The following is a 4,225-nucleotide window of genomic DNA, read 5'->3' as shown; positions in this document are numbered from 1 at the left end:
TCCGGCAATTGTGCAGAACCCATTCGCCGTAAAATAACATTGGCTTTACGGCGGATTTCTTTATCTCGCGGATGATCAATGTAATTAAGTTTTTAATTTAGAATTATTTACTGATCAACTTACTTAAATGTTCATACCTTGACCTATTATATACTGCTTTAGGATTAAAAATAGGTTGATTATATATACGAGTTGATCGTTCATCAGACTTAATTTTCTCCAGAAGATTTTTATCATAGTTTAATAATTCAATCTCTGACTTTAAATGCCACTTATTGAGCAAATAAAGGTATTTTTGTAATGAATTAATTTTATTAGATTTATTTTTTAAGAATTCAAGGTTATTCAAAAAATCAGGTGTTGCAATATCTCTAATTATAGAAAGTATTTCTTCCATTGTTTCTTTCTTTCCAGATAGAAAATCCCATAATTCACTGGATAATAGAACCTCTTCTGAAGAAAAATAATTATTCAAATTAATAATTGAGTTCATAAAGCGATTTTTATCAAAAGAAGTTGGTGAAGCGGCATCACTTGTTGGGTCAAAAGGGAAGCCAATGAAAAACTCAACCTTTTTATTTGGAAACTCTCGAAATAAAGCAGCTTTTGCTTGTAAAATTTTTGTCTTTTCTCCTCTCATTTCTCCAGCATTTGGTTTAACAGATTTCAATTCAATACATGTAATTTTATCCTTATCTTCGATAAAAACGTCTACAGTAAACTTCCATGCATCAATTAATTCAGATGAATCCTCTTTAGCAAATATTAAATAATTTTCGTTGGCTACATCAGGTTTAACGTCCTCTCTACTTAGTCTTGCTATTATATGTGAAATATTATAATCTTGATTATGTGTTATTTTTAATAATTTATCTTTAGACGCAGTAAAATTACACTTGCAGCCATCGCTTAAAATATGCGCTACTGATTCAAAAAATTTTTGGCCTAATGTTGTATTTAAGCCATGAAACCAGCTTGTTAAACTAATGAAAACAGGAATATCTGATTTTATTTTATCTTGGATTTTATCAGAAAAAGCAGTTAAAAAAGCCTCATGAAATGGAGCATTTCTATTTGAAAGTGCATTTCCTGGAAAATTTTGAAAACGACTATCTAATATTTCAATAATTACTTCTGCGATTTTTTGTTTTTTTTCACTTGTAAGAGTCACACCTAAAACCTCTTGATTAACTTTTTAATGGACTAAATCTAGAAAAATACTCATCTATTTCAGACCTTAATTCAATACCTACTCGCTCAAAACAATCTAATAAAATATTAAATGTTTTTTCACCACCTAAAAAGTTCCAAAACTCTTCAGCAACTTTTAATTCATTTTCTAGATCTAACATTCCAGCCATAGTCCAACGAGAATATGGTTTCGGATCATATGGATTATAAGGTATTGCTATATATGTATTAATATTGGCCTCTGGATTATCAGCTAATAAACAAGCAACCCATTCGAGTAGAGTTCTTTTAAACTCTTTAAATCCGCCTTTATTAGGTTTAGCAGTTTTTATATCAAAAAAATGTAAACAGCCATCTCGATCTTTCAAAGCTACATCAACTTTAGTTAATTTTACCTTTCTCATCTTCCCTGACTGACATACATTACGTAAAATTTCAATTTCATCTAGTTTATTAGGCTTCTCATAGGCAGCAGTTAGATTATCCATAATCTTTTGAATTTCATATAAAGCTAATTCACTTATCTGAGTTCCAGCATCAACTTGAGTTTCAGCCTTCAAAAACCGTGATGATGCAAGAGCAACAGCTACTGGTTCAAAAATACTTGTTCCAAAGCTAGTATTCAAAGAATGTATGAATGAAAATAAAGCTAACCTATCTTGTCCTAACAACCTTGTATGAAAAGGCATAGCGGCAGGTTCTGGTTTGTAATTTTGAAATTTTTTTCTTAAAGCAGATTTCAAAACATTTTCAATATCAGTTATCTGTTGTTCACCTATTACCATTCGAATTCACCAAGTTCTTTTAAAAGTTAAGTTACTTTTGGAGCAAAATAAAAAGCTTTTCCTTCAAATAAATAATCATTTTTTAAAAAATTAGTTAATTTAGTAAATAAATTAGAAGCATTTTATTCATTCTTTCCCACCTATATCTTTTAAATGAAATATTATTTCTGCATAAGCATTCTTATCTTTTTCTGTCCTATTTAAAACTGGTCTTTTATATTGATTAATAATAACCATTCCAGCTCGTTCCGCTATCAAAGGATATAAATTAAAATTATCATTAGAAACTAAAAAAACATCATAATCTTTAACTAGAAATTTTTTACAATTTAATAGCACATTTGAAATACCTATAACATAGTTTTCTCTAGCAACTTTACCTTTACCTTTAAAAAGAGGCCCTATTTCTTCATCATCTTTTCTCTCTAAATTAAATAGATCATAAGAATAGGCATGTTGCTCATGATAATCAATTATTCCAACATAAGGAGGACTTGAGAAAATACCTCGAATTTTATTTTTCTCAATTTTTTTAGCAAAATCAGGGGAAATTTTTGAAATTTCTGTTTTAATATCAATATGCCGACTATCTCCAACTAAACATATTTGAGTGGTATTGGTCTTTAACTTCTCGAAATCAGACAATCTTTGTAGTGTATCTTTACTGTAAGATTTCCACCATTTTAAAATCGAAAGTAATGGCTTACATATTTTAAAATGTTTAGTACAGTAATAAGTTGAAACAATGGCTTGTTTAAGTGTTGCCAAATCCGAATGAGTAGTCGCTCTACATGAACGCATAGTACGACTTAATATTATTCTCAAAACATTTTTAATATTCGTATCCTCTAATTTATCTATTTCTCTTGAAATAAATTCCAATTCATCACGAATATACTTAATAAACCATTTATCAATAAATGATTCATGACTGGTTTGAGTTAATTCAATACCATATTTTTTTATTAAAGAATTATAAGTTGTTAAAAATAGCTGTTCTTTTTCTTTACCAAAAATTTTACCGTCAATTACGCCAAGCTTAATTTGGCGCTTATATTCAGGACTTGGAAAATATTTATTATTAAATGTATTAAGTTTTTCATTTAATTCATTTTCAAAATCTAACAAAAAATGAGATTTTTCAAAATTTTCCAGTAATTTAGTCAATTTATCAATTTCACATTTCAATTTATTTAATGAATGTTTTGATACTTTACATTCAGAAATCATTGCATTAAATTCTGAAATATCTATCCCTATCGCATCTAAACCTAACTCGTTAGCTTGAACTAGAGTTGTGCCACTTCCACAAAAAGGATCTAAAACAATATCACCTTTTTTGAAATAGCTTTCTTTTTTATAAACATCCGTATGTTCATCTAAAAAATACTCAACAAGTTGAGGAATAAATTTACCTTTATAGGGATGTAAACGATGCACATGTTTAGTTGTTTCTGATTCTTTTATTGAATCAAAAGACAAATCCCAGTTTAAATCAGCCCCTAATTTTTCTTTCCATTTTTCTTTTTTATAACTTTGAGAACTATAATATTCTTCTAATTCGGATTTGGATATATATATCTTTCCATTTTCTTTATATTTAGTTATTTTCCCGTAGGTAACCAAATAATTAATATTTGATGAAGTAACATTTTTTTCTAAAAATTTAGATGCCCAGACACTAGCATCTTTCGTACTTAAAAGATCATTTTTCATTTCTTAGTCTATGCCATTTATAACTGATATCTATTATACCTTTTGGAGTTTAAAGGTCCAATAATATTGTTATTATTTTTATTAGAATCAGTTTAAATAGATTAGAATATAATACTTCAACTTAGTTAAACTAATTTATTATTCACAACTAAATAGTTAATAATAATTTTCTTTAATACGTTTACCTCTATAATTATCAGTTAAACTTTAATCTGTATTTAAATATAATTACCCGTATAAATTTTGCTACTCAGTTCGAGCGTAATGTTATGAACTTAGTATTTTTAATTAAAATAGTTGGTTAATTTCCAAGTTCGTTTAAACTATAGTACCACTTTCTGCAATCCAATAAAGATCTATGGTAGATGTATCAGAATACCGGATGAAGTAGAAAATTTACACCGACGCGGTTAATCCGGAGTGACTAATTAACCAATACTCTTTGCAATTACTGGTCATTATCCGGCAATTGTGCAGAACCCATTCGCCGTAAAATAACATTGGCTTTACGGCGGATTTCTTTATCTCGCGGA

Annotated in this window: 3 protein-coding genes; all 3 read right to left on the bottom strand. The window is 28.4% G+C overall.

Features of this window, described 5'->3' with window-relative positions; translation table 11 throughout:
- Positions 1–103: 103 nt before the first annotated feature.
- The 3 genes from H3U73_RS10555 to H3U73_RS10545 all read right to left on the bottom strand — a co-directional run bounded on the left by H3U73_RS10555 (position 104) and on the right by H3U73_RS10545 (position 3,692).
- The gene (locus H3U73_RS10555) at positions 104–1,171 is read right to left on the bottom strand and encodes a TdeIII family type II restriction endonuclease (RefSeq protein WP_084563903.1); all 1,068 of its coding nucleotides are present in this window, start codon (positions 1,169–1,171) and stop codon (positions 104–106) included.
- A gap of 16 nt (positions 1,172–1,187) precedes the next feature.
- Positions 1,188–1,976 (bottom strand): TdeIII family type II restriction endonuclease, encoded by a 789-nt coding sequence (locus tag H3U73_RS10550; RefSeq protein WP_084563905.1) that lies wholly within the window; start codon positions 1,974–1,976, stop codon positions 1,188–1,190.
- A 126-nt stretch (positions 1,977–2,102) separates the two neighbouring features.
- Positions 2,103–3,692 carry a DNA methyltransferase gene (locus H3U73_RS10545; RefSeq protein ID WP_198190518.1) on the bottom strand — a complete coding sequence of 530 codons (1,590 nt, stop codon included), beginning with the start codon at positions 3,690–3,692 and terminating at the stop codon, positions 2,103–2,105.
- Positions 3,693–4,225 lie beyond the last annotated feature (533 nt).

It is taken from the genome of Snodgrassella sp. W8124 (genome assembly GCF_016100875.1).
Lineage (GTDB): Bacteria > Pseudomonadota > Gammaproteobacteria > Burkholderiales > Neisseriaceae > Snodgrassella > Snodgrassella alvi.
The sequence above is the reverse complement of the archived record's forward strand: the minus strand, read 5'-3'. Positions and strand labels throughout refer to the sequence as shown.

Bases quoted from the DNA above. Each gene is read 5' to 3' on its own strand.
- H3U73_RS10550 (WP_084563905.1), bottom strand. From the start codon at position 1,976: ATGGTAATAGGTGAACAACAGATAACTGATATTGAAAATGTTTTGAAA.
- H3U73_RS10545 (WP_198190518.1), bottom strand. From the start codon at position 3,692: ATGAAAAATGATCTTTTAAGTACGAAAGATGCTAGTGTCTGGGCATCT.